The sequence below is a fragment of the Chryseobacterium sp. GW821-FHT04C04 genome, assembly GCF_059420365.1.
Genome location: NZ_JBWKTO010000004.1, coordinates 369,175 through 392,507, shown reverse-complemented (window position 1 = coordinate 392,507; position 23,333 = coordinate 369,175). Strand labels below are relative to the sequence as shown.

The 23,333-nt window shown below is 36.0% G+C and carries 23 protein-coding genes and 1 tRNA gene; 10 read left to right on the top strand and 14 right to left on the bottom strand.

Going from position 1 to position 23,333, the window contains the following annotated elements; all coding sequences use genetic code 11:
- Nucleotides 1–8 precede the first annotated feature (8 nt).
- Nucleotides 9–81 (bottom strand) — tRNA-Met (locus tag AC07UM_RS15190).
- A gap of 101 nt (nucleotides 82–182) precedes the next feature.
- Between AC07UM_RS15190 and AC07UM_RS15185 the strand changes: the two genes are divergently transcribed.
- The 8 genes from AC07UM_RS15185 (at nucleotide 183) to AC07UM_RS15150 (ending at nucleotide 7,216) form a co-directional block, all read left to right on the top strand.
- Nucleotides 183–794 carry an L-threonylcarbamoyladenylate synthase gene (locus AC07UM_RS15185; protein WP_103235373.1) on the top strand — a complete coding sequence of 204 codons (612 nt, stop codon included), beginning with the start codon at nucleotides 183–185 and terminating at the stop codon, nucleotides 792–794.
- A 38-nt stretch (nucleotides 795–832) separates the two neighbouring features.
- The gene (locus AC07UM_RS15180) at nucleotides 833–1,534 is read left to right on the top strand and encodes a CPBP family intramembrane glutamic endopeptidase (protein ID WP_494683952.1); all 702 of its coding nucleotides are present in this window, start codon (nucleotides 833–835) and stop codon (nucleotides 1,532–1,534) included.
- 4 nt (nucleotides 1,535–1,538) lie between these two features.
- Entirely contained in the window at nucleotides 1,539–2,297 is a 759-nt protein-coding gene (yaaA, locus tag AC07UM_RS15175; protein WP_494683951.1) for a peroxide stress protein YaaA, read from the top strand.
- Nucleotides 2,298–3,146 carry a peptide chain release factor N(5)-glutamine methyltransferase gene (gene prmC, locus AC07UM_RS15170; RefSeq protein ID WP_494683950.1) on the top strand — a complete coding sequence of 283 codons (849 nt, stop codon included), beginning with the start codon at nucleotides 2,298–2,300 and terminating at the stop codon, nucleotides 3,144–3,146. It abuts the gene before it with no gap.
- 27 nt (nucleotides 3,147–3,173) lie between these two features.
- Nucleotides 3,174–4,196, top strand: coding sequence for a serine hydrolase domain-containing protein (locus AC07UM_RS15165; RefSeq protein ID WP_494683949.1), 1,023 nt, complete (start codon nucleotides 3,174–3,176; stop codon nucleotides 4,194–4,196).
- A 2-nt stretch (nucleotides 4,197–4,198) separates the two neighbouring features.
- Nucleotides 4,199–4,558, top strand: coding sequence for a DUF4180 domain-containing protein (locus AC07UM_RS15160; RefSeq protein ID WP_494683948.1), 360 nt, complete (start codon nucleotides 4,199–4,201; stop codon nucleotides 4,556–4,558).
- A gap of 536 nt (nucleotides 4,559–5,094) precedes the next feature.
- Nucleotides 5,095–5,667: a phage tail-like protein gene (locus AC07UM_RS15155; RefSeq protein ID WP_494683947.1), complete on the top strand. Its 573-nt coding sequence runs from the start codon at nucleotides 5,095–5,097 to the stop codon at nucleotides 5,665–5,667.
- Nucleotides 5,668–5,674: 7 nt separating this feature from the next.
- Complete coding sequence (locus AC07UM_RS15150) at nucleotides 5,675–7,216, top strand: L-type lectin family protein (protein WP_494683946.1); 1,542 nt, start codon at nucleotides 5,675–5,677, stop codon at nucleotides 7,214–7,216.
- A gap of 55 nt (nucleotides 7,217–7,271) precedes the next feature.
- Here AC07UM_RS15150 and AC07UM_RS15145 read toward each other — a convergent pair whose 3' ends face one another.
- From AC07UM_RS15145 to AC07UM_RS15110, 8 genes are all read right to left on the bottom strand, one after another.
- Nucleotides 7,272–8,243: an NAD-dependent epimerase/dehydratase family protein gene (locus AC07UM_RS15145; protein WP_494683945.1), complete on the bottom strand. Its 972-nt coding sequence runs from the start codon at nucleotides 8,241–8,243 to the stop codon at nucleotides 7,272–7,274.
- Nucleotides 8,240–9,025, bottom strand: a complete 786-nt coding sequence (locus AC07UM_RS15140) for an SDR family NAD(P)-dependent oxidoreductase (protein WP_494683944.1) — start codon at nucleotides 9,023–9,025, stop codon at nucleotides 8,240–8,242. The genes AC07UM_RS15145 and AC07UM_RS15140 overlap by 4 nt, the downstream gene beginning before the upstream one ends.
- Before the next feature lie 159 nt (nucleotides 9,026–9,184).
- The gene (locus AC07UM_RS15135) at nucleotides 9,185–10,273 is read right to left on the bottom strand and encodes a helix-turn-helix domain-containing protein (protein WP_494683943.1); all 1,089 of its coding nucleotides are present in this window, start codon (nucleotides 10,271–10,273) and stop codon (nucleotides 9,185–9,187) included.
- A 31-nt stretch (nucleotides 10,274–10,304) separates the two neighbouring features.
- Nucleotides 10,305–10,958: a rhomboid family intramembrane serine protease gene (locus AC07UM_RS15130; protein WP_494683942.1), complete on the bottom strand. Its 654-nt coding sequence runs from the start codon at nucleotides 10,956–10,958 to the stop codon at nucleotides 10,305–10,307.
- Nucleotides 10,959–10,964: 6 nt separating this feature from the next.
- A complete protein-coding gene (locus tag AC07UM_RS15125) occupies nucleotides 10,965–13,550 on the bottom strand; it encodes a DNA gyrase/topoisomerase IV subunit A (protein WP_494683941.1) in 2,586 nt (861 codons plus the stop codon).
- A gap of 8 nt (nucleotides 13,551–13,558) precedes the next feature.
- Nucleotides 13,559–14,035 carry a hypothetical protein gene (locus tag AC07UM_RS15120; protein ID WP_494683940.1) on the bottom strand — a complete coding sequence of 159 codons (477 nt, stop codon included), beginning with the start codon at nucleotides 14,033–14,035 and terminating at the stop codon, nucleotides 13,559–13,561.
- Between the two features lie 108 nt (nucleotides 14,036–14,143).
- A complete protein-coding gene (locus AC07UM_RS15115; RefSeq protein WP_494683939.1) occupies nucleotides 14,144–16,030 on the bottom strand; it encodes a DNA topoisomerase IV subunit B in 1,887 nt (628 codons plus the stop codon).
- A 228-nt stretch (nucleotides 16,031–16,258) separates the two neighbouring features.
- Nucleotides 16,259–16,798, bottom strand: a complete 540-nt coding sequence (locus AC07UM_RS15110; protein ID WP_494683938.1) for a DUF2867 domain-containing protein — start codon at nucleotides 16,796–16,798, stop codon at nucleotides 16,259–16,261.
- A 207-nt stretch (nucleotides 16,799–17,005) separates the two neighbouring features.
- Between AC07UM_RS15110 and AC07UM_RS15105 the strand changes: the two genes are divergently transcribed.
- The gene (locus AC07UM_RS15105) at nucleotides 17,006–18,154 is read left to right on the top strand and encodes a methionine aminotransferase (protein WP_494683937.1); all 1,149 of its coding nucleotides are present in this window, start codon (nucleotides 17,006–17,008) and stop codon (nucleotides 18,152–18,154) included.
- Between the two features lie 467 nt (nucleotides 18,155–18,621).
- Nucleotides 18,622–18,792: a hypothetical protein gene (locus AC07UM_RS15100; protein ID WP_494683936.1), complete on the top strand. Its 171-nt coding sequence runs from the start codon at nucleotides 18,622–18,624 to the stop codon at nucleotides 18,790–18,792.
- A gap of 121 nt (nucleotides 18,793–18,913) precedes the next feature.
- Here AC07UM_RS15100 and AC07UM_RS15095 read toward each other — a convergent pair whose 3' ends face one another.
- The 5 genes from AC07UM_RS15095 to AC07UM_RS15075 form a co-directional block, all read right to left on the bottom strand.
- Entirely contained in the window at nucleotides 18,914–19,678 is a 765-nt protein-coding gene (locus AC07UM_RS15095; RefSeq protein WP_494683935.1) for an SDR family NAD(P)-dependent oxidoreductase, read from the bottom strand.
- A gap of 89 nt (nucleotides 19,679–19,767) precedes the next feature.
- Nucleotides 19,768–20,706: a helix-turn-helix domain-containing protein gene (locus AC07UM_RS15090; protein WP_494683934.1), complete on the bottom strand. Its 939-nt coding sequence runs from the start codon at nucleotides 20,704–20,706 to the stop codon at nucleotides 19,768–19,770.
- Between the two features lie 59 nt (nucleotides 20,707–20,765).
- Nucleotides 20,766–21,545, bottom strand: coding sequence for a helix-turn-helix domain-containing protein (locus AC07UM_RS15085; RefSeq protein WP_494683933.1), 780 nt, complete (start codon nucleotides 21,543–21,545; stop codon nucleotides 20,766–20,768).
- Between the two features lie 6 nt (nucleotides 21,546–21,551).
- Entirely contained in the window at nucleotides 21,552–22,682 is a 1,131-nt protein-coding gene (locus AC07UM_RS15080; RefSeq protein WP_494683932.1) for an MBL fold metallo-hydrolase, read from the bottom strand.
- Nucleotides 22,679–23,332, bottom strand: coding sequence for an NAD-dependent epimerase/dehydratase family protein (locus tag AC07UM_RS15075; protein WP_494683931.1), 654 nt, complete (start codon nucleotides 23,330–23,332; stop codon nucleotides 22,679–22,681). Before AC07UM_RS15075 ends, AC07UM_RS15080 begins: the two co-directional genes overlap by 4 nt.
- Nucleotide 23,333: the final 1 nt, after the last annotated feature.

Sequence of the window (23,333 nt, the reverse complement as noted above, 5' to 3'; positions counted from 1 at the left end):
AAACTTAGTAGCGGGAACCGGACTCGAACCGATGACCTTCGGGTTATGAGCCCGACGAGCTACCTACTGCTCCATCCCGCGATATTGGATTGCAAAGGTACGAATATTTTTCACAAATCCTAATTTTTCTTTTAAATAAAGGACTTTCATGAAAACTATTTTATTATTTGTATCTTTGTTTAATGGCAAAAATATTAAAAATCTACCCCGACAACCCACAGGAAAATCTTGTGAATGAGGTCATTAAAACTTTAAAAAATGGCGGACTTATCATCTATCCTTCGGATACGATATATGCTTTAGGCTGTAATATTTTTGATATAAAAGCTATGGAAAAACTGGCGCAGCTCAAAAAAATAAAGCTTGAGAAGTCAAAATTCTCAATTATATGTAATGATCTCAGCCACCTTTCCGACTTTACAAGACCTATTGATACCTCGATTTTCAGATTTCTTAAAAGTCATCTTCCGGGACCGTTTACATTTATTCTTGAAGCCAACAAAAGTTTACCTTTAGCATATAAAGGACATAAAACAATTGGTATCCGTGTTCCTGATCACCCAATCCCACAGCTTATCGTTGAAAAACTAGGACACCCTATTGCTTCCACTTCCATCAGAGACGATGATGAAATCATTGAATATTCTACTGATCCGGAACTTATTGCCGAAAAATATGACCATTTGGTAGATATTGTCATTGATTCAGGATATGGAGATAATATTGCTTCCACGATTGTAGATCTTACTTCAGGAGAACCGGAAGTTATCCGCCAGGGAAAAGGAATTATTTAATTCAAAATGTAAGGTTCAAAGTTTAGAGGTATTGTATTATGAGTCTTAATGGGAAATATTCTATAGGAATTTTACTCACTTTTGTGCTGTTGGCTGCTGTGATGCTTTATATTTTTCCTATCGTTACGATGATTACAGGGATAAGAGGGATCACAAAAGACAACTTTTTCCTCAGTAGAGTTGCAATATGGGGAGTTTTCCTCATTGTATTTCTGTACAGCCTTTTTATCGAAAAAAGCACCTTTTTACTCAAAGAAGAAAAAAAATATTCTGCCGTATTTTATATAAAAGCCATTTTGTGCTTATATTTTATCTGTAGCATTGGGGGAGCACTTCTGAATGCAATGATCCAGCTTTTGGTTCAGGAAAAAATAAGTGAAAAACTTTTTGAGCTTACTTCCATCTTTAAAAATGATTATTTTTTAATTATTTTTACATGCTTTACAGCAGGTGCTGTAGAAGAGTTTCTAATGCGGGGGTATATACAGCCAAGAATTGAAAAACTTTATAACAGTCCATTTCTGGGTATTTTTGTTTCAGCCATTCTATTTGGAATTCTGCACAGTACTTACGGAACCATAGGCCAGGTAGTTATTCCTTTCTTTATTGGAGCCGTTTTTGCTATGTTTTATAAACTTTATTCAAACATTAAAATTTTGATCATTTGTCATTTTATGGTTGACTTTATCTCTCTGATGGCCATGAATTTTATTGACATTAAACATTTATCTGCATTTTAACATTATGAAAATTATAACATCTCCTGCAAAATTAATGAACGTAGAAAATTCAACAGAGCTGTTGAAATCCACTACTCCAAAATTCATTGAAGATGCAGCATTGATACATTCTTATTTAAAAGAAAAATCCCCAAAATATCTTTCCGAACTGATGGAAATATCGCCTAAACTGGCTGATGAAAACTGGGAAAGAAATCAAAAATGGAAATCCAAACCTACTGCAAAAGAATCTGCTCCGGCTATGTTTGCTTTTACAGGAGAGGTTTACAGAGGACTGGATGCCAAAACTCTGGATAAAAATGCGGTAGACTATCTGCAGAAAAACTACAGAATGCTTTCCGGTCTTTATGGTCTTTTGAAGCCCTCTGATAAAGTGATGCTTTACAGACTGGAAATGGGGCGCCCCTTTCAATTTGAGCAATATAAAAACCTGTATGAATTCTGGAGAGAAAAAATCACTGAGCAATTGAATTCTGAGATGAAAAAAGGAGAAATCCTGCTTCATCTTGCCAGCAATGAATATGGAAAAGTAATCGACAGAAAAAAACTGAGCCATACAGTGATCGATTTTGATTTCTATGAATTAAAAGAAGGAAAACTGAAAACTATTGTTGTATATACCAAACATGCGAGAGGACTTGTAGTGAGGTTCTGCGCTGAAACCAATGCCAAAACCCTGGAAGATGTAAAAGCGTTTAATTATGAAGGGTATAGAATTGATGAAGAGAAGTCTACGGATACAAAACTGGTTTTTACAAGATAAATGACAATATCAGCATTCAAAAAATATTTCAAAACAGCCCTTTCCGAGCTTTATACTGAGTCGGAAAGTGCTTTTTTATCTTCATTATTGATGCATCAGATTGTAGGTTTCGACAGCTTTCATCAAAGAAGGTTTTCTGAACAGGAACTTTTGATCGATGATGAAGAAAAACTTTGTCATCTGGTTTCCAAGCTTAAAACCGGGAAACCTTACCAGCAAATCCTGGGCGAAACGGAATTCTACGGGATGAAGTTTTTTGTGGATGAAAATGTACTGATTCCCCGCCCCGAAACAGAAGAACTGCTGGAGATTGCCATCAAGGAAATTCAAGTTTCACCATGTAAATTTCAAGGTTTAAAGATTTTGGACATTGGAACCGGAAGCGGAATTATTCCTTTGGTTTTAAAGAAATATTTCCCTGAAGCAGAAGTTTCATCAATAGATTTTTCTGAAAAAGCATTGGAAACCGCCAAAAAAAATGCAGATTATCATCAACTGGAAATTAAATTCATTCATGCTGATTATTTGAATTTTGAACTGATTGAAAATTATGATATCATTATTTCAAATCCTCCATATATAGGAATTGAGGAAGAGGTTGAAATTGCAGATTCAGTGAAAGAATTTGAGCCTAAAATGGCCCTTTTCTCTCCTACTGAAGATGCTTTGATTTTTTACAGGAAAATAGCTGAAGATGCTAAAAAACATTTGAATAAGGACGGATTTTTGTTTTTGGAAATCAATCAAAAATTAGGTCCTGAAACTCTGGAACTGTATCACTATTTTACTAACGCTCAACTATTGAAGGATTTATCCGAAAATGACAGGTTTGTGTATGGAAGAAAATAAGTAATTTTGCTTCCATACACCTAACCTATGAAAACTTTGATATGGAATTTCGTTTTCGGTATTTTCCTGATTTTGCAGCTGGCATCCTGTAAACAAAATTCTCAGCATGTTGTCAATGAATACTACAATAAGGGAGCGTTCAACGGTTCTGTTCTGATCGTGAAAAACGGCAAGATTGTATGTGATACAGCCTTGGGCTTCCGTACTCTTGAAAAAGGACTGAAAACAGATAAAAATACTTCTTTTTATATAGCTTCTCTGAGCAAACCTTTCACGGCTGCAGCTATTATGATATTGCAGCAGCAGGGATTATTAAAATTTGATGATAAAGCTTCTCAATTCATTGAGCTTCCTGAATATGCTAAAAACATCAGTATCAGACAGCTTTTGCACCATACTTCCGGAATAAGTGATTACGAAAATCTATTTTCAAAAAAGGGATTGACTAATCGGGAGGTAATGGATTGGCTTTTTAGTCTTAAAAAACTAGATTTTGTTCCTGACAGTCAGTTTAAATACAGCAACAGCGGATATATCATCCTTTCCCAGATTATCGAAAAGGTATGCGGAAAATCTTATAAAACTTTTCTCAATGAGCAGATCTTCACTCCTTTAAAAATGACTCACACCACTGTGTATGAATCTTCTACAGTTATTCAGAATAAGGCATTGGGGTATAATAAACAGAGGAACCCTGATGATTATTCGATCCTGACCACGGGTGACGGTGGGATCTACTCTACTCCTGAAGATCTTTATAAATTTGATCAGGCTTTAAGAAATCACACTCTAATCAACAAGGGAAATACGACCATCATGTATACTCCTTCCCAATTATCCAATGGGCAAGTATCAAATTATGGATTTGCATGGTTTATAGAGAATAAAGACGGAGAAAAAACGGCAATGCATACAGGAGGTCTGAATGGTTTTAAAGCTTTATTCTGGAGAGACCTGAATCATAATAGCTGTATTATAGCACTTACCAACCAGGGAGACGCATTTGCTTTAGATAATTTCTTACATGATATCAAAAAAACACTCGAATAAACATGATTATTCAATCACATGAAATCAACAATATAAAAATTGCGGAAGTAATTTCCGATAATCTAATCATTCAATCTGTTGAAGATGGTCTTAATCTTATGGGAAATATCTATTATCAGGGTTTTGATACATTAATTCTTTACGAAAAAAATATCGTCTCTGAGTTCTTTGACTTAAAAACGAAAATGGCAGGCGATATTCTTCAAAAGTTTTCAAACTATCGCATCGGTTTGACTATTGTAGGTGATTTTGACAAATATGAAAGTAAAAGTCTGAAGGATTTTATTTTTGAAAGCAACAAAACAAAACACGTCAATTTTGTAAATAATCTGGAAGATGCGCTGAATAATTTTTCAAAATAAACTCTTTTTCAATTATTTTTAACAAAAAAGATGAAATTTTTCTTCATTTTCAAATATCAGAACCTCAATACCATCTATTTTTTAAGATTCCTTACTACAATACAAAGATTTGCATAATAAAAACAATCTTATTGGTTTACAAACTATGTAAAAATTTAAACTAAAATACGTCAATTATTAAGAGAAATTTAGAATTAATTCTATAAACCCAAACATCTGAATATTTCTTTGTACATTTGCAAAAACACGAGGGAATATGAATCTTACTTATTTAACAGCTTATACGGCTACATAATTCAATTTACTTTTTCGACTATTTCAGATAAGGCATAGAATGTTCTCTATGAGACATGATGCTATATCTGTTATTGGCTTTAGGAATCCAAAGATTTCCTAATGGCATTCTATGGACACAATTCATTATTCAAATGAACTGTTTATGATACTTATTCCTTTTATGGAATCGACCTGGCTGAAAAAATGCCTTCAAAAAAACCAAAAAAAACATTCACAAATTAAAAATTATTAAGAACATCATGATTAAAAAGTTATTTCTACCAATTGTTTTAATAAGTACATTTTCTTTCGCACAGGTTGGGATCAATACACCGACACCCGATGGAAGCGCTGCTTTGGATATCTATAGCCAAAATAAAGGAATGCTGATTCCAAGACTCAGTACTGCAAAAAGAGATGCTATATCTAATCCGGCCAACTCTCTTCTTATCTATGATACTGATAAAAAATGTTTAAGCCAGAATATTGGAAGCCCTACCAAGCCTGATTGGCTATGTATCAGTAGTAATGCTGTAAAAATGTTTTACATGCCTAGTGTTTCTTTTGATACTTCCACCAGTGCCAATGGCCGGACTAAAGATTTATATACATTGTATAAAACTCAGTTTGGATCTCCAAAAGCAAAGAGTACCAGCGCGCCTGCATCAATCCCTTTTTTCCCGTCAAGCAAAGATCTTTACTACTATGTAACAGATGCTGATCCTAATGTATTCAGTAATATTTCTATTTCTGATGACGGGGTAATGACGTATGATGTAAAAGCTGCAGCGACAGACTGTTCATTTATTAATATTGTTTTTGTAGTTAAATAATTGAGTTATGATAAAAAGTACTCGAATAATATGGGGCAAAAGATTTTTGATTGTTTCTTCATTGATTATTTTCACCCAAAATATTCAGGCACAGAATCAGCAAGGAACCGGCTACCCGTATTTTGTCAACTTTACACAAGGATTACAGCCTCAGGAAGCTTACAAAGTATCCACCAGCGGTATCCAGAATGATGCTACTTTTACCACAGATGGATTGCGGCTTACCCGAAGTGTGAATAATATTTCGGGAGGGGTTATCCTCGCCGATAAAATATTCAACAGTGACCAAGGGATTAAGTTTGAATTTGAATTTGCCATTTATGGTGGAGAGACTAACGGAGGAGATGGTATATCTATATTCCTGGTAGATGGTTCTATTCCTAAAGACCAACTTAATCTCGGATACTTTGGAGGAGGACTAGGCTATAGTTTTGTGCGTGGAGGTGAGTCCCGAGAAGGGCTGAGAGGTGCTTATCTGGGAATAGGTCTGGATGAATTCGGAAATTTTAAAACAGCATTTAATCAGGGAGAAAGGGTTAGAAATGGAATTTTTGGGGTATCATTAGCGGGCGGGCGAAGTAATGTCAGCTTAAGAGGAAAGCGTGGAAATCAATATCTGTCGTCCGCTGAGCCGGCAGGATACAATGGCTATCCATTACTTTACAGTACAGCGACCAATGCTGCAGCTTCCAGTAACAACCGATCCGCTTATCTGAATACTCAAACCGGAAAGTATGTTGGCATTCAAAATCCCAATCTTCAGCAATTCAGCATTGAAAGTGGCGGAACTACGATTCCTCAGAACGAGAATGACGCGAGATTCAGAAAAGCATATATCACATTGGTTCCCAATCCTTCCGGCGGTTATAATGTAACCCTGGAAATACAGCACGGGAATGTGAAAGAAAAAGTAATTGATAATTATTATTATCCAACTTCTCTGAAATATACTGAGACTACAATATCCAACAGTACGGTAAGAACTCTGGATACTTCGCCTCCTTCTACTTTCAGAATTGGTTTTGCGGCCTCTACCGGAGCTGCTAAAAATATCCATTTACTAAAAAACTTAGGGGTTACAAGACCTTATGCAGCAGAAGTAACGGACGATCTTTTTACTGGATGTCCGGGAATAAAATCCAATTATTTCCCTTTGCTTAATGATGCAGCCTATACTTCAGCTGGCGGACAAAACCCGCCAACGATTTCTTATAACAACATTGATTTTAATTCATTCCGTTTTCTGGATATGAATGGTGCGGTGATCCCGAATATAACAGGGGGTATCTATACCAGCAATCAGGGTACATGGACGTATACGTATTCTACAGGAAAGCTTTCTTTCAAGCCGGCAATTGGATTTACAGGAATTGCCCAAATAAAATATGACATCAAAGGCGGTGGAAGAAATGGTACTGAAGCTCCTTATAATACAGAAGAATACAGATCAATGCCAGGGTTGATACAGGTTAATATTTCAAGCTCAAATAACTGCAGCAAAGCCTGTGTGATTTCTAATAAAAACGTAACTCAGAAAATAACAGCATAATTTTATAAAGCCAGCAGTCAAAAAGCTGGCTTTTTTATCATTGACAGAATGAAAATCAATGTTTATTATTTTTAGTAAAATATTGGATGGCATCTTCGATTGCTTTATCAACAGGTTGATATCGGATACCCAGCTCCTCTACCGATTTCTGATTGTTATAATAATTACAAATCTGCAGGGCTTTCATATTGGAGGTACTGAGATTTGTTTTTATGTTTAATTTTCTCAGTCCGTCACCGATTAATCCAAGCAAGTTCAAAACCGTATTCGGAATGGGCAGCATCATCGGTTTTTGGTGGGTAATCCGGTTTATTTTCTTAAAAAAGTCTTTATAACTTAAGTTTTCACTGGCTAAAAGATATTTTTCAGCATTTCTCCCATTTTCAATAGCATTCACTATTCCGTTGGCGGCGTCTTCTACATGGACAAAGTTCTTTCCTCCTTTTGGATAGAAAACCAATTTCTTTTTCCAGGCCCAAAAGATAATTTTTCCGGAACTCGGTTTGCTGTCATAGGCTCCGATCATAAAAGTGGGATTTACAATGGTGACTTCTGTATTTTTACAGTTATTTAAAAGATAGTCTTCCGCTTCCCGTTTGCTTTGAGCATATAATGAACGAGTAAAAGGATAAAGCTGGGGTGCTTTTTCACTCCCCCAGAATGCCGTATTCCCATATCCTAAAGTATTGGCTGTACTCACCAACAAAAACTTTTTCACCTTCATTGATTCTGCTTGCGTAAACAGGTTCACGACAGTCTCATAATTTACTTTCCTGTATTCATCATACCGAATGAGATTTTGCCGTGTTTCTGCCGCAATATGGATGATACCATCTATATCTATAAGCAATGATGAGAGATCGGATAAAAGATCTGCTTCCACCAGCTTCAGATTTTCGTTTTCTTCGCCCAGCCATGTGCTTTTCTTGCGCACCAGAGCAATAACAGAATAACCATTTTGTAGTAATTTTATGATAACATTAGTTCCCAGAAGACCTGTAGCTCCGGTTACACAAATTTTTTTCATGCTTCGATTTCTCTTTTTATAGCCTGGGTCATCAATGGAAGTTTGATCCATATGGGTAAAATTTTCATCACAAGCCAGCTGATTGGATTCACCATAATTACGGAATCTTTTTTAAATAATTGACGAATGCAGTATGAAGCTACTTTATCAGGGTTCAAAAGTGTCAGTCTTCCTATAAACCCTTGTTTTTCAATTCTTTTACAGACATCTGTATTGGTTTTCATAGCGCCGGGATTTACAACACTTACAAAAACATTGGTATCTTTCAATTCTTCATGCAATCCTCTTGAAAAAGAATGGATAAAGGTTTTGGTTGCAGGATATACCGTTTTAAAACCTATCGGAGAGAAGGCTGCCATGCTTGAAACATTTAAAATATAAGCTTTTGGCTGTCTTAAAAGGTTAGGAAGAAGCTGATGCGTGATAAGTGAAGTTGCAGCTACATTCACCTGCAGAATGGTATTGATATAATCCGAAGAGGCTTCTGTAAATTTTTTAGTCCCGCCAAGCCCGGCGTTATTGATCAGGATATGAATATCAAAAGAGTGGTTGATCCATTCTGTAAGTTTCATCACATTCTCATTGACGGAAAGATCTGTTTCGTAATAACGGGTTTTTATATGATATTGCTCTTTCAGTTCCTGAGATAGTTCTTTCAGATTCTGATTCGGAAGACTCACAAGAACAACATTGATGTTTTTCTTTGCCAGATTTTCAGCGAATGCTTTACCCAGTCCCTGGCTTGCTCCTGTAACTACGGCATATGATTCTTTGGTATCCATAAGTTTAAATTTTACGGTACAAAGCTACAGGGATAGACAAGTTTGAATGTTCCAGATTATCTGAACGAACTGATTTTTAAACAAGAAAAATAAAATACACAATCAATTAAAAATCAATTATTTATACAAATTAAAAAGTAAAACTTTATAAACCGGAACTTATTTTTTGAACTCAGAAGGGGTTTGTCCGGTTACTTTTTTAAAGGTTGTATTAAAAGAGGTTTTGGAATTGAATCCGGATTCATAGGCAATCCCCAGAATGGATAATTTACTGTTGGGTTCTTTCAGAAGTTTTTTGGCATAGTCTACCCTGAATTCATTCACGTATTGGAAGAAGTTCTTTCCAAAACCTGTATTGATAACGTAAGAAAGATGATGGGTAGAAACCGACAGGATTTCTGCAAGTTTGATAAGATTCAATTCGCTTTCAAGGTAAGGTTTCTGGGTTTCCATGATGTTTTCAAGCGAAGATTTAATTTTTAATAATTCATCATCAGAAATCAGTTTTCTTTTTACTTCTTCAGGATCTGAATCTTCATTCATAGAAATCAACTCCTCTATTTGTTTTTCTTCCAAAGGATAAATTTCCTTCTGCTTCAGAGAATAATATCCTACACAATAAATAACGAAAAGGAAAACAGTATTGATAAAGAAATTCAGTGATTTTGGGTCATAGAAAAGATTATAAATCACATAGATAATGTTCACAATAAGAAGTACCAGGATAATATATTCCAGCCAATTCAGATTAATTCCTTCTGTATTGGACGAAAACTGCTGGATCTTCCGCTGGTGTTTTCTGATGGTAATATAAGAAAGTCCCGTATAAAATAAGGCTTGAATCAGGATCAAAATAACACTCAGATATTCAAACGGGGTCTCATAGCCCAATCTTACCAATATAAGGCATAGAACGAAAGCTGCAGGAAGTAATAAAAACTTTAGGTCTTTAGTCTTGAAAGTAAAAGAGGGGTTGGTATAAAACAGGACACTGAAGTAAAAAACAATGGGGGTAAAAAACTGAATACACCTCACGAAAAATAGAGAATGGAATTCCACTATTGAGCCTGTAATCAGAAACAAAACCTCATCCAGCCAGAAGGTAGACCACAGAAAAAGAAATATCCCAAACCAGAAATTGGCTTTTCGGTTCACCCTCAAAGGATTGGCCAGCTTTAGTAGAGAAAGCAAAACCAATGAACCATAGATAAGTATCACGATGAAACTGTTTAACTCTGATGTGTTCATTGGTTTTGATATTTTAGTTAAAAATAGTCTTTTATCCTATTCGTTTCCTTACAAATATTTCATATCCTAAATAAATTAAGGGAAGTGACATGATTCCTATATAAACTCCATTATGTATTGCTCGGTCCGGAGCATTGATCACAGCATAAATCAACCCCAAAAATGCACCCCCCAAATGGGCTGCATGTCCGATATTATCATGCGGTTTCGGATTAAGCATCATGTATACGGAATATCCGAAGTATACCAGTCCGAAAATATATCCTGGAATCCCAATCGGAATAAAGAAAAGGTAAATATCAAGATCCGGAATCAATGCTATAGAGGCAAAAAGAATCCCGGAAACCCCACCACTCGCTCCTACAGCAGAATACCAGGGTTGTTTTTGATAAATGTATAGTGAAAGAAAGTTCCCAAGCAGTATTGCTCCCAGGTATACAATGATAAATCCTATATTTCCGAAGCCCTGGATGACAATGGGTGCAAAGAAATACAATGTAAGCATATTAAATACCAGGTGCATAATATCAGCATGTAAAAAACCTGCTGAAAGCAAACGAATATATTCTTTTCTCTGAAGAATAGCTCCTACACTAAATTTATATTTTTCTGTAATAGCAGGATTATTAAAAGCGATAAAACTAATAATAGCTGTTATTGCAATACATAATATTAAAATATTCATTTCTTTTTAATTTTCAGGTTCGTCACCCTGGAACAGGTCACCTATAATTCCACCATCTTCATCCATATCTCCGGTTGGTTCCGGATCTTCGTACACTTCAGGTTCCTCTTCTACCGGTTCAGGAATGGTAATATTGATTGCCTTTACTTTAAATTTCGTAAACTGGTTACCGATTGCTTTTATTCCTTTTACGGTTATAAATTCGTCGATATTTATGGTTTCAGGGTCACGGTCTTTTCCTTTATCTTTCGCGAAAATAATTTCAGCGGTTGCGTCATTGGCAACGATTATGTTTTCAATGAATGATTTTGGATGTTCAGACGGCATGAAAGTCTGTACGTTTACTGTATTTTCCAGTAAGAATCTCTTGATGAAGTAAATGTCTTTCTCTCCATCATAATAAATACAGGTGATTGGCTGCTCAGGTCTCCATTTTTCCAGGATCAGATATTCGTCATCAAAACGGTTACCCAAATCAAAAGATACCAGTTTTACCTCACCGTTGGTATTGATCGTCAGAATTCTGTCATCTCCTTTAAAGCTTCCCAGTAACGTTCCTCTTACATCTGCATTCAGTCTTCTTACCGTATCATCAAACCAGATCTTTCTAGGGGCCAGAGTAGAAACTCCTTCTTCTTTCATATCTACTTTCTTTACGGCATATTTTGTCACCAGATTTCCTTTGGAATCACGTCCTTTGATGGCAAGGTCAGAAAAACTGATCTCCATTTTATTCTTCCTGATTCTAGGGTTTGGTTTTAAAAGAACAGTCACTGTTTCTGCTTCTCCATTAGGATTTGCTGAAAAATAAAGTGTTTCTGAACCTTTTTTGTCTGACGCCAGCGGATAGTCTGTATTTCGGGTAACTCCTGTTACAGAGAAACGCTTCATATAATAAGGACCTTCCCTTCCTTCGCGGTAGATCATATTATACACTGTTCTCTTATCATTTTTCTTCCATATGGCAACATGCAGAATATCTTTTCCGACAAAAGTTTTAGCTTCTACTTTTACCACCTTCATGCTTCCGTCTTTTCTGAAAATAATGATATCATCAATATCAGAACAGTCAAACAGATACTGGTCTTTTTTAAGGGATGTTCCAATAAATCCTTCTTCAAAATTCACATAGAATTTCTCATTGGCTACGGCTACTTTTGTAGCATCAATAGTATCAAAAATTCTAAGCTCTGTTTTTCTCTGCTTGTCTTTTCCGTATTTTTTCTGAATATTCAAATAATAATCAATGGCATAGGCAATCAAATTGGCAAGATGGTGCTTCACCTGCTCTATTTTACCTTCCAGTGCCGCGATATTTTCTTTAAATTTATCTAAATCGAATCTTGAAATTCTCTTGATTCTGATCTCTGTAAGCTTTAAAATATCTTCTTCTGTAACAGCTCTTAAAAGATGTTTGGTATGAGGTTTTAATCCTGCATCGATTGTTTTTATGACATCTTCCCAGGTTTCCACCTCTTCAATATCGTGATAGATTCTGTTTTCTATGAAAATTCTTTCTAATGAAGAGAAATGCCAGCTTTCCTGAAGCTCATGAAGTTCAATTTCAAGTTCTTTCTTCAACAATGACACCGTATGCTCTGTATTCATTTTCAGAATATCAGAAACATTCATGAACATGGGCTTGTCACCTACGATCACGCAGGCATTCGGAGAGATTGTCACCTGACAGTCCGTGAATGCATATAGAGCATCAATCGTCTTATCCGGCGAAACATCATTATGAATATGAATCAGGATTTCTACCTTATCTGAAGTATTATCCTCAATCTTTTTGATCTTGATCTTTCCTTTCTCATTGGCCTTCAAAATAGAGTCAATAAGATCGGTTGTTGTTTTTGAGTAAGGAAGCTCAGAAATCACCAATGTATGTTTATCCGTCTGGGTAATTCTTGCTCTTGCTCTTACTTTTCCTCCTCTGTGGCCGTCATTATATTCGGAAACATCCAAATAACCGGCTGTTAAAAAGTCCGGATACACTTCGAAATTCTTTCCTTTCAGATGTGCTACAGATGCGTTGATAAGCTCATTAAAGTTATGAGGAAGTATTTTAGTGGAAAGCCCTACTCCAATACCTTCTACTCCCTGCGTAAGAAGCAAAGGAAATTTTACCGGTAAATCGATAGGTTCATTATTTCTTCCGTCATAAGACTTTGTCCATTCTGTAGTTTTAGGATTAAAAACTACTTCCAGGGCAAAAGGAGTCAGCCTTGCTTCAATATATCTTGCAGCAGCAGCAGAGTCACCTGTATAGATATTTCCCCAGTTTCCCTGGGTATCTATCAGTAATTCTTTCTGCCCGACCTGCACCATGGCATCAGTAATGGAAGCATCTCCATGGGGGTGATACTTCATCGTATTTCCCACAATATTGGCCACTTTATTATAACGGCCATCTTCCAGTTCCCGCATAGAGTGCATGATTCTTCGCTGAACGGGTTTCAGACCATCATACACCGAAGGGATAGCTCTATCCAAAATTACATAGGAAGCATAATCCAGGAACCAGTCTTTATATAGACCGGAAACTTTCTTTAAGCTTTCACCCTCATGCGAATATTCTTCTGTCGTCATCTGTTTTGTTAATCTTTTTTCTCCTTATTAGCTTTCACTACTTTATTCAGAGAGAGTTTTAAATCGTTTACTTCTTTTTTGGTCAAATAAGAAATCTGGTACTTCAATATGGTAGAACCATTATTCTTACTTGAAACTGTAACGTATAATCTTTTGACAAAGAAAATACAAATCACATCATATTTTACCAATTTATATTTCGGAAATTCATCGTGAAGAGGCTTGTCTAAAAAAGGAATAATATTCCTGTTTTTAAAGTTAAGTGCTTCTCCATCGCTGTCATATTCAAAAATTTGTCGTCCGCAAATATAAAAGATAATCAGCAGCATAACGGGAACAATAATCAATAAATAACTTTCTTTACCCAGTGCATTAAATCTGTATTTATTGGCTGCAAATGCAATTAATCCAAACATGGTCATCATCAACAGCAGGGTAGTTAAAGAGTTATAAACTGATGCTTTATTACGGTTACTTAGTCTCATTTTGATTTTTTTGGTGTGTAAGTATTATAATCTCCTACTTCATCCAAAATTGTGTTTTTTTCAGTCTCTATATGGTTTTTTACAACCTTTTTTGATTTTTAAGTTTTTTTAATTTTCTGCTTCATCCGGAATCACTTTTTTATCAATATCCGTATCATCCTCCACTACAAGATTTTCAAGAATGAAAACCTGTCTGTCCGGAGTATTTTTCCCCATATAAAACTCCAGAAGTTGTTCTATGGTCTGGTCTTTTCCTATCACTACAGGTTCTAACCTGATATCTTTACCGATGAAGTGCTTGAATTCGTCCGGAGAAATTTCTCCTAATCCCTTAAATCGTGTGATTTCAGGATTTTTCCCCAGCTCATTCAATGCTTTTACTCTTTCAACTTCTGTATAGCAGTATCTTGTTTCTTTTTTATTTCTCACTCTGAATAACGGAGTCTGAAGGATATAAAGGTGTCCGTTTTTTATCAGATCCGGGAAGAACTGCAGGAAGAAAGTAATCATCAGCAAACGGATGTGCATCCCATCGACATCGGCATCGGTAGCAATGATTACCTGGTTATACCTCAGGTCTTCCAAACTTTCTTCAATATTCAATGCTGCCTGAAGAAGGTTAAACTCTTCGTTTTCATACACCACTTTCTTAGTAAGACCATAGCAGTTCAGCGGCTTACCTTTGAGCGAGAATACAGCCTGTGTTTCTACATCTCTGGATTTTGTGATAGATCCTGATGCAGAATCCCCTTCGGTAATGAAGATCTGAGAATCTCCTTTTCTCTCGGCTTTCTGATCATTATAATGCTGCCTGCAGTCACGAAGTTTTTTATTGTGAAGAGAAACTTTCTTTGCTCTTTCTCTCGCCAGTTTCTGGATTCCGGAAAGCTCTTTTCTTTCCCTCTCGGAAATTAAGATTTTTCTTTGGATCGCCTCTACAATGTCTGGATTCTTATGTAGGAAGTTATCCAGTTTGCTTTTAAGGAAATCTATGATAAATATTCTTACCGTAGGTCCATTCGGGCCTATATCATTAGATCCTAATTTTGTTTTGGTCTGGGACTCGAAAATAGGTTCTTCTACATTGATCGAGATTGCTGCGATGATAGACTTCCTGATATCGGAAGCATCAAAACTTTTATTGAAGAACTCACGAATCGTTTTTACATACGCTTCACGGAATGCATTAAGGTGTGTTCCCCCTTGAGTGGTATTCTGCCCGTTAACGAATGAGAAGTAGGTTTCTGTCTGTGATTTGTCAGAATGAGTAATCGCTACCTCAATATCTTCATCTTTCAAATGAATGATCGGATAGAGGATATCACTCTCTAATTCTTCTTCCAACAAGTCTTTAAGGCCGTTTTCAGAATAATACGTTTCTCCGTTGAAAAGAATTTTAAGTCCCGGATTCAGATAGGCATAATTGCGGAGCATTCTTTCGATATACTCTTTTCTGTATTTGAAGTGCAGGAAGATATCTCCATCAGGAACAAAGGAAATTTCAGTACCATTTCTGTCTGAAGTCTCTTTTTCTTCAAAGTTTTCTGTGATCACTCCACGGGAGAATTCAGCCGCTTTCATTTTTCCGTCACGGAAAGAACGCACTCTGAAGTAGTCTGAAAGGGCATTCACCGCTTTGCTACCGACTCCGTTCAATCCTACAGATTTTTTAAACGCTTTACTGTCGTACTTACCACCGGTATTCATTTTGGAAACGGCATCTACAACTTTTCCCAAGGGAATTCCACGTCCAAAGTCACGGATGGTAACCTTGCCGTCGTCCAGTTTTATTTCAATTCTTTTCCCGGATCTCATCCTGAACTCATCAATAGAGTTATCAAGGATTTCTTTTAGCAATATATAAATACCATCATCAGCGGACGAACCATCACCGAGCTTCCCGATGTACATACCGGGGCGCAGACGGATGTGTTCCTGCCAATCGAGGGTTCTGATATTATCTTCGGAGTAGGTTGGATTTATTTCTTGTGACATATATGATTTCAGCAAACATACAAAAGTACAAAATTGTCCAAAATTATCCGAATTTTAAAAATCATTTTTTACTAATTTCATCCTTCATGTATGAGAATAACAATAGAATTTTAAGGCATTTAAATTTGTCACAGCACAAAAGCAATCAAAGTTCATTCTAAATCCTAAAATTTTCGTTAATATCTCACATATAACAAAAATATTGTTTTATGCCTATCAATAAGCATTTTATTTTGTACTTTCCAGCGTACCTATAATGTTTTTGAGCATAGCAGGAACAATAAGCTTATGAAAAGGACGAACAGGTAAAAAATATAACACACCTAGCCAGTTATGAAATTTTACCGTAGTGGATATTGTAAGGGAATTTTCTTCCTGATTATCTATATTTTTGTCAAATAAAAGGGAAACTCTGAAATCCAAATGTTTGTCATCTTCTCCCAGGATAATTTCGTTATTCGTTTTATCAAATACTTTAAAAAGTCCTATACGTTCTCCTACTTCATATTTAAAATCATTCTCCTTCAGCTTATTTTCTGTATCAGCACCGGTTTTCAACCCAAATAATCCAACTACTTTATTCCTGAAAACAAACATTTTCTTCCCCCATTTCGGTCCGCTTGTAAAGAAAGCTTTTCCAACTTCTGTAATATCAATATTCATTCTTCTATTCGTCAGTTCTCCTTCAAAACTATCGATATAATCAAATTTTTCTTTCCCTTTGGATAATACAGAGTTTTCAGGAAACTCTGTCTTTTTAATCTTCATTGCTATTTGTTTTAATGGGTTATCTGTCTAACAAATTTAGGTATCTTTCTGTAGATTCAAAACAGAAAACTAAACATATGTTTAAAGTCATGTTTTGCATGGAAATGTTTTAGCATCAGATTTAAACTTACACTTTATATAATTTTTGTTCTTTCAAATTCAAACCGCTTCAAATATTTCATTAAATTCGGTCAACAAAACTTTTTTATGATACAACTTCCTTTGTCCAAACTTTCCAATGTTGGAACGACCATTTTCAGTCAGATGACTCAACTTGCCAATGAAAATGAGGCGATTAATCTTTCTCAGGGGTTTCCTGATTTTATGCCTGATCCGGAATTGCTGAATTACGTAGATCATTTTATTAAAAAAGGTTTCAATCAGTATGCTCCACTGGGAGGAATGATTGGTCTAAAGGAAGAAATTGCAAGAAAAATTGAGAACAGCCATCAGGCAGTCTATCATCCTGATTCGGAGATAACCGTTACAGCAGGCGGAACTCAGGCTATTTTCACCGTTATTGCCTCTTTTATCAAGAAAGATGACGAAGTGATTATTTTCGAACCGGCTTATGATTGTTATGAACCTACTGTAGAACTTTTCGGAGGGATTGTAAAACGTTTTGAGATGAAAGCGCCGGATTATGAAATCGACTGGACCGCTGTAAAAAATCTTATCAGTGACAAAACCCGGATGATTATTCTTAACAATCCTAACAACCCATCAGGAAAAATCCTGAAAGAAAGTGATATCCAAGAGCTTACTCAACTGGTAAAGGGAACTTCCATTCTTATTTTAAGTGATGAAGTGTATGAAAATATTGTTTTTGATAGTAAAAAGCATCTAAGCATCTGTAAATATCCTGAGCTTAAAGAAAGAAGTTTTCTTGTTGCCTCATTTGGGAAACTTTTCCACGTTACTGGTTGGAAGGTCGGCTACTGTGCTGCTCCTAAAATCCTAACGGACGAATTCAGAAAGGTGCACCAGTTCAATGTTTTCTGTGTAAATACTCCTATTCAGCTTGCATTGGCAGAATACATGAAAAATGAAGAGCATTATACCCATCTTAATCAGTTTTTCCAGGAAAAAAGAGATTTCCTGAGAAAAGGCCTTGAAGGAACTTCTTTTGAACTTCTGGATTGTGAAGGAACATATTTTCAGGCTGTAAAATATGGTAAGATATCGGATAAAAATGATTTTGATTTCGCCTCAGAACTTACCATTAATTACAAGGTTGCCAGTGTTCCTTTCTCTTCATTTTATAAAAATAAACTGAATGAGAATGTGATCAGATTGTGTTTTGCCAAGAAGCAGGAGACCTTAGAAAGGGCTATTGAGAATTTATCACGGATTTAATCATGATCTTTATGGTTTTGTTGGTAAACGCTAAGACGCAAAGAAATTTTATAAGTTAGATGTTTTTAAGGCGCGAAGATTTTATCTTCGATAAAATTGTACTTCCCTAAAATGATGTGTATATCTCAACTGTACTATTTTTTTAAGAATGCAGCGGGAAATCTATCTTTTCAAAGGATATTATATATTGGTAATTATATATTTACATTAATCATGATATTTAATTATTATGACTCTGTCATTCTGAATGCAATGAAGTGAAATGAAGAATCTAAGCTATATATGAGATGCTTCCTTCGTCAGAATGACATTAGTATAAAATCGTATATAGTCACCTATATATTTTATTCTCCGCCGATTTTATTTACTGTTGCTTGAAACAATAAATTATTTTTCTCTTCAATAAGTGATTTATATATTATAATTTTCCTATATTTATAATAATCAACTTATTAAAAAATAAAACCATGAAAAAAGAGATTAAAAGAAAAAAACTAACAAGGAAAGAATTACATACAGTGAATGGAGGTTTTGGGAATGTAAGATGTACCAATTCTTCAGGATATTGTGTATATATTGGTCCTGGATGTAGAGAAGCAGAATGCCAGCTACCGGAACCTCTTGAACCAGATGCATAGATCGAAGTAGAGTCAAAAGTCTACTCTTCTCAAAAGAAACAGTAAATAATACAATCGGCTGACTCAAAAAATGAGTCAGCCGATTGTATTGTAATTAAGATTAATCTCAGAAAATCAAGTCTTATAAAAACATTCCTCCTGAAACTTCAATTCTCTGCCCATTGATCCATCTGGCATCTTCCGTACACAGAAATGCTACTACTCCACCGATATCATCAGGAAGACCTACTCTTCCAAGAGCTGTAGCTCCTGCTACCATTGTATTGATCTCTTCATTGTCTCTCACTCTTCCACCCCCAAAATCTGTTTCAATAGCGCCTGGAGCCACTACGTTTGCTTTGATTTTTCTTGATCCTAATTCTTTGGCCATATATTTCGTAAGCATTTCTACACCAGCCTTTATCGATCCATAAATAGAAGATCCGGGCGTTGCAAACCTTGCCAGTCCTGAAGACACATTGATAATTCCTCCTCCATCATTGATGAATGGCAATAATTTTTGAGTCAGGAAAAACACCCCTTTGAAATGGATATCCACAACATCATCCAGCTGTTCTTCCGTCACTTCCGTAATCGGTGAATACAAAGCTGTCCCTGCATTATTGACAAGATAGTCGATATGAGTGCTTCCTGTATTTTCCTGTAAGTGATCCGTAACGTCTTTCACAAAAGCATCAAAGCTTTTCATGTCTTTGGTATCCAGTTGAAAGGCAGCGGCGTTCCTTCCCATTGATTTAATTTCATTAACAACAGCTTCCGCCTCTTCTTTGTTGCTTCTGTATGTAATGATAACATCAAGTCCTTTTTGAGCTATCTTAAGCGCTGAGTTTTTTCCCAATCCACGGCTTCCTCCGGTAACCAGTGCGATATTTGTTTTTGTGTTCATTGTATTTTGATTATTTTGATGGTACAAAGTTGGGGTATTTTCAGACTGAAGTGTTTGCTTGAATCAATCTGAAATTTGCAAAATTCAAATCAGGAGCGAAATTCCAATGGGGTAAACGTGGTTTTTCTTTTAAAGAAATTGGAAAAATGGGCTATTTCTTCAAAACCTAGAGCATACGATATTTCAGAAACGTTCCATCTGGTCTGTTTTAACAAGATTTTGGCTTCCTGAGTAATACGGTCAGAAATAAATTCCGTTGTTGTTTTTCCTGTGCTTTCTTTTAATCTTTTATTCAGATAATTGACATGCACAGCGAGTCTGTCTGCGTAATCTTTTGCTGTTTTCAACTGTAATCTCTGTTCCCAGGATTCAATAGGAAACTGTCTTTCCAAAAGCTCAATAAATAAAGAAACAACCCTCATGGAAGCATCATTTGAAGCCGATATTTTGGATGCTGGCTGTAGTTTCTGCCCATAGTGAATCAGTTCCAGGACATAGTTTCTGATCAGATCATATTTAAATATATAGTCTGAATCGATCTCTTTTTTTATTTTTTTAAAAAGGTTTTCAATCTCTTCTGCAAGTTCATGATCAATTTCAAAGACGGGTACTCCACCAGGCTGAAAAATAGGGAGATCTTCGAGGTTATAGTAGGATTTATCTTTAATGAAAAAATCTTCTGTAAACACACAGAAACTTCCTGACTGGTCCGGATCTTCAGGCACCCAATGATAGGGAACTTTAGGGGTAGCAAATAATAAAGCGTTCTGCTTGATTGAAATTACTTTGTCTGCATATTCTGCCCTGTTTCTCCCTCTTATAAAGCTTATCTTATAGTATTTCCTTCTGTTATAAGGCATTTCAGAAGTCGTTTTTGCTCTTTCAATCGTCTGGGCAATGTCGAATACATTAAAGTGCCCAATGTCTTTATGAAGACCTTTAGGAAAAATACTTTCCAGATCTCTGCCTAATTTGGCGGCCATCTCTTTATAAAAGTCTTCAAGCGAAGTATGTGCTATTTTTTCCATCGCAGATGATTTGTAAAATTCAAATATACAAACTTCTGAAACAGTCAGCTTTGAATAGATCAAAGATTACTTGCCAGCACCCCAAATTCTTTTTTAAATGCAAATGAAAAGTGTGATAGATCCTCAAATCCAAGGTCAATATAAATATCTGAAGGTCTTTGTTTTTTTTCTTCAATCAGAAATTTTGCTTCCTGTAAGCGTCTTTTGATTAACCAGCGGTTGGGTGTTTCGTTAAATATTTTTTTAAAATCTCTTTTAAAAGCAGATAAGCTGCGTCCTGTAAGGTAGGCAAAGCGTTCTAAATTAACATTAAACTTATAATTTTTCTGCATAAATTCTTCAAGATTCAACCGCCCGGGAGCACCAAAATCAAAGAGTATATCTGACAATTCTGGATGCAGCTGCAATAGAATGAGTAATAATTCTTCTCTCTTTACGTCTGAAAAGGCATTGTTTATCTGCCCGGAATCGGTGTAATAAGGTTCCAATGAAAGCAAAAAACTATTAATCAAAGGATCTTTTTTTAGAGGAATAAAAGCATTTTTTGACTGATGATTCTGAAAAGACAGGCTGTGCTTTTTATGAAAGTCTATTAAAAATGGTTCATCAAAAATAAAAATGACTTTTTCAAATTCGTTATTGTCTTTCTGCTTATTATAACGAGCCAGGCGGTTTTTACGTACAATGCAACTGTCACCAGACTTCAGCACATAATGTTTATGGCCATCATAACCGTTCATGGTCCCTTTTGCCAGAAATAAAAAGAAATGTTCAGCTATAAATTGTTCCGGTGAAATTGTGGGACCTACAAAACAGGACTTTATCTCAGTTATTTTCATTGTACATTATTTTATATTTTTCCACCATTGCTTAAATTGCTGTGTATTGTCATTCAGTTTTACCTTTTCACCAATCATAGGAGTGGCCAGCCGGTAAGATTTTGAATCTGACAGTGCTGAAATTCGTTCTAAAGGCTCATTCCATGGATGTCTTGCCAGTGTAAATTTGGAATGGTGAACGGGAAGCAAATTTTTTGCTTTCAATTCTGTGGCTGCCAGCGCTACTTCTTCAGGGAGCTCATGCACCGACTGCCATGCTTTATTGTATTGCCCGCATTCCATGATAGCCCAGTCGATGGAAGGATATTTTTCAGCAATCTTCTTAAAACGGCTGCTATAGCCTCCATCTCCACTGTAATAAACATTCATAGCGGATGACTGGATAAAAAATGAGAGCCATAAAGCCTGCGAACTTTTAAAACCTCTCCCTCCGTCATGATGAGTACTTTCAGCAAAAATGGCAAAATCCGGCTTTACCTGTACTTTATCGCCCCAATCTTTTTCAATAATCTGCTGTTTTGTATAGCCCCATCTTTCATAATGTGCGCCTGCACCCAGTCCGCAAACCACATATTTTACTTTGGGTTGTAAAGCTTGTACCGTTTCATAATCTAAATGGTCGTAATGGTCGTGTGAAAGCAGCATATAATCGATCTCCGGCATATCATCTGCTGTGTAAATATCGCTTCCTTTGTAAGCTGTTACTCCCCAGGGTAATGGTGAAGCCTTACCACTAAAAACAGGATCTACTAAAATCTTAACTCCATCCAGCTGTAAAAAGAAAGAAGAGTGTCCGAACCATACGATCACATTTTCGTTTGCAGGAATTGATTTCAGATCCGTTTTTATGGAAGGTATGACATCAATGGGTTCTGTATGAGGGTATTCTTTGGCCAGCGATCTCCATATTTCACCTAACATGCTGTATCCTTCGGTAATCGTGGGTTTTTCTTCCAGATTCCTGAATTTCCCTTCTTTATAATGAATTGATTTTTTGACCTGTTCTAATCTTTCTCCTTCCGGCAATGCTCCAAATTGCGGCTTCTTCATATAAAACCAACCTATAAAGATCATCATCAGAATAAGACCCAATAAAGCAATTATAGTTCTTTTAAGCAGTTTTAAGAATGTTTTCATCGGGCTGATATTTTAATGTCTTTCACTTCCAAGACAGATTGAGGATATCCTTTGGAAACACAGTGAATCATAGCTAATCCTACTTCATTCATCCTGCAGATCCAATTGGGAAAAACCAAGTACCATAATGGTGAAAGTGTATCAAAAATACGGTAAATAAAACGAACATTTTTCTGACCTTTTATGGGCCTCATGAATCCGGGGCGGAAATTATATACTGCTTTAAAAGGAAGTTTGAGCAAAGCGTTTTCAGTTCTTCCTTTTACTCTTGCCCACATTACCTTACCCCGCTCTGTGCTGTCAGTACGGCTTCCGGAAACATAGATAAAAGTCATCCCGGAGTTGATCTGGGACAACGTTTCCGCGAACGGAACTACAAAATTATAGGTTTTTCTGGTAAAAGTTTCTTCAGTTTCCCCTACAGCACTGGCTCCTGCACAAAAAAAGCACGCGTCATATGCATTAAGTTCTGGCGTATGATTTTTTATTTCTGAAAAATCTTTTACAATCAATTCTTTCAGTTTATGGTGTTGGCGGTTGAGTGGTTTTCTGCTAACGATCAAAACTTCCGTAATTTCCGGGTTTTCCAGACAAACCAGTACAACCCCCTCACCTACTAGTCCTGTAGCTCCTGTAATAATGACTTTCATT